This window comes from Nostoc sp. NZL (assembly GCF_015714705.1).
Classification (GTDB): domain Bacteria; phylum Cyanobacteriota; class Cyanobacteriia; order Cyanobacteriales; family Nostocaceae; genus Nostoc; species Nostoc foliaceum_A.
Genome location: NZ_WBKL01000110.1, coordinates 1 through 3,124, shown reverse-complemented (window position 1 = coordinate 3,124; position 3,124 = coordinate 1). Strand labels below are relative to the sequence as shown.

General features: G+C 42.2%; 3 protein-coding genes. 1 reads left to right on the top strand and 2 read right to left on the bottom strand.

The window, feature by feature from the left end:
• Window positions 1–1,736: nSTAND1 domain-containing NTPase (locus tag F8R90_RS15330; protein WP_442946748.1), on the bottom strand; the 1,736-nt coding region annotated here is incomplete at its 3' end.
• Between the two features lie 556 nt (window positions 1,737–2,292).
• On the opposite strand from F8R90_RS15330, the gene infC reads away from it, so the two are divergent.
• Window positions 2,293–2,826 carry a translation initiation factor IF-3 gene (gene infC / locus F8R90_RS15325; RefSeq protein WP_012412604.1) on the top strand — a complete coding sequence of 178 codons (534 nt, stop codon included), beginning with the start codon at window positions 2,293–2,295 and terminating at the stop codon, window positions 2,824–2,826.
• Window positions 2,827–2,894: 68 nt separating this feature from the next.
• Here infC and F8R90_RS32925 read toward each other — a convergent pair.
• On the bottom strand, window positions 2,895–3,124 hold a 230-nt coding region (locus tag F8R90_RS32925; protein ID WP_230966336.1), incomplete at its 5' end, for a hypothetical protein.

The window sequence follows — 3,124 nt, the reverse complement described above, 5'->3', positions numbered from 1 at the left end:
CCCTCATCCCCCTCATCCCCCTCATTTCCCAAAAGCCGCCCCAATTCTTCAACCCAGTTGGTGTAAACGCGCATTACCACCGGCAAATAATCTTGAGTACCGATTGCTTTATTCTTTAAAGCTGGTACAAGTCCCGCATTCACCAGGGAACTTTTGCCAACACCTGATTCTCCACAAATGACTATCAACTTTTTGTCCGGGCGACCCATGCGTTCAATTAAGCGTTCTACATCTAATTGACGACCAGATGCGGCAATTTCTGGGGCGATGCTATCTTTATTGTCAATCCTTAAAGTTACAAGACCTTGCACCCCTAATTGTTTTGTCGCTTGCAACCTACCAGCACCGATAAACGCCCGCAAACCAAATTGCTGCTCAATGGAACGCTGCTGCTGCTTCATTTCATAAGCTTGGAGATATGCTTTTTGCTGAAAGTAAAGCTTTTGCAAATAACTAAGAATCTTCAGATAAAGCCTTAAATCTGTCAGTGGATTGCCGATATCTTTTGCAGCTTCTAAGTTACGAATTGCCTCTTGGTAGTCACCTAAATGATCTTGAGAACGAGCCAAAATAAACCGATAGAGACTCAAATCATTGGAGACGACAACCTTTTGTGCTGGTATGGTAACAGGGCTGGACGCTCCTACATTCAAGGCTTGCTGTGCAAATTTATTTGCTTGTAACCAGCGTTCTTCAGCTAAAGCTACCTCAGCTAAAAACCCATAATCTTTTGCTAATTCTATGGGTTTATTATTAGTTTTATGTATTTCTAATGCTTGTCCAGCCAGATTTTTTAAATGTTGCCACTCTTGTAAATCACGCAGTATAACCCCAAATTTAAATATGGAATCAGCAATTAAATCTGGCTGTTCAGCTTGACTCAAAAAGCTAATATATTCAAGAATATAATGCCGGGTAGCTTGCCAATCTGGATGAGTAATATTTTCATGTTGAAAAGCTTTGAGATAATAGCAAAAAGCAATATCACCGAGGGTTTTACCCCATCGTTCTATACTGTTAAGCTGCTGCCAAAGCGCCAAAGCTAGTTGATAATGTTCCAGCGCCAGATTGATTTTATTATTAACCTGTGTTGCCAAACCCAACAATGATGCTAAATTAGCTTTTACCTCTTGAGAAACCTGTGCATCATCTAGTAATTCTCTCTGGGCTGCTGTTAATTCTGCTTCTAAGACGAAATAAGCATCTAGATTCAGGGTTAGGGTATTGCTAAAATATTGCTCGGCCAGTTGTTGGAGTAAAGTTATTAAATCATCTTTAGCGATCGCAAAATTCTTCGTAATCGCCCAACTCTCTAAATCAGGAGCCACCTGTATCAGTTGCTTGTAGATTTCATCGTCAATCCACAACACCAAAGGAAAAGCAAAATTCTTGCGAAACTCCTCCCGCACCTGATTAGCAGAAGTTAACATCACTGCCAAATTCTGCACTGTCTCCAAACCCACAACCATCACACAGCCTGGTATGTCCTCCCCAAATTCCTCCCGAATCGCAGTATAAAGAGTCCTGCGAGATTCCTGCACCACCAACAGCCGGATTTCGACTTGACAAATTTCACACAATCTTTCTATGAGGCGATCGCGCAAGCTGGCATAATTACACCGTGCCAAAATCAGCTTAAACTGCCCCACACTCCCCTCAATCCCCCAAGCCAATTGTTGCAGCGAGCGAGCGTTGTTTACAAGGTTATCTTTAAGTGGGTACGGTGAATCGGTCATAGATAGGTTAATGTGACATACTCGTACAATGACGAATGACTAAGTACTAATGACTAAATCGGCGGGCGGCTATCCTTCCCACCTTTTGAAGAAATGGGATCACCGCCGATTTTTTTGAGTTTTGCCCGTAGTGTTGGGCTAAGTAAATTGATCGGCAGTTTTTGACTGGCAATACTACTAGACTTACTGTATGTAAGGTAATATGTTACATTACTTTTGCTAGATGTCCTGCATATGTGATCTTGGTATTCTAGAGATATGATGTTGCTCGATGTGATCACCTGCGGTGGGCGGTTACGCCATCGCAAAAAGTACTGCTAAATAATTGTAATAATATTTAACATGAGTCTAGGTTGTGTAATTTAGATTAACTATTGCAGAGAAATTCTCAGAGAGTTAGTAGAATGACAAATACAAGGACGCAACTATTTTATGGATTAGTTACTCTAGAACTGTAGACTATGTTTTCAGTCCTGAGTTATTTCCGTATTTTGCCTCTGAGGCATACCAATCAAGACCACACCAAATCCTTCATTAAGAGCTCCCACAAATCATAATGCCTGTGATTGAGAAGAAAAGAACTCGCGATCTGCCCCAAATTAACGAACGAATTCGCTTCCCGAAAATTCGGGTCATTGATACTGACGGTGCCCAACTGGGAATTATGCCCCCACAGGAAGCACTACAACTAGCAGAAGAGAAAGAGTTAGATTTGGTGCTAATAAGTGACAAAGCTGACCCGCCAGTTTGTCGGATTATGGACTACGGGAAATATAAGTTTGAGCAGGAGAAAAAGGCGCGGGAAGCCCGGAAAAAGCAGCACACAGCTGATGTCAAAGAAGTTAAAATGCGCTACAAAATAGAAGAACACGACTACAACGTGCGTGTTAAGCAAGCAGAGCGCTTTTTGAAAGATGGTGATAAAGTCAAAGCAACTGTGATGTTCCGGGGTCGAGAAATTCAACACAGCGACCTAGCAGAAGATTTGCTCAAGCGAATGGCAACGGATTTGGAGCCATTTGGTGAGCTTCAACAAGCGCCTAAAAAAGAAGGGCGAAACATGATGATGCTCATCTCCCCCAAAAAATAATCTTCTAACTGTATTAATAGACCAAGTTTGAAAATCCCCTGGTTAAAAGCCAGGGGATTTTTCGATGTTTAGTGTGGATGCAACATGCACCCAAAACTCTGAGGTTGTTTAAATTTATCTAAAATCGATAGTCCTGAAGCCTGAGTGGGAAACATAATACTCAGTTGCTCAGGACTTTTGCTATTTCCAGGAGATGAGGGATGAGGGAGACAAGGAAGACAAGGAGGACAAGGAGAATTGGGGACAAGGGGAAAGACTTGTTTCAAGTTCTCACCCCTTGTCCCCAATTCTCCTGCCC

What these genes read in the sequence shown, in the direction of transcription:
- infC (WP_012412604.1), top strand. Translation starts at nt 2,293, where the DNA reads ATGCCTGTGATTGAGAAGAAAAGAACTCGCGATCTGCCCCAAATTAAC.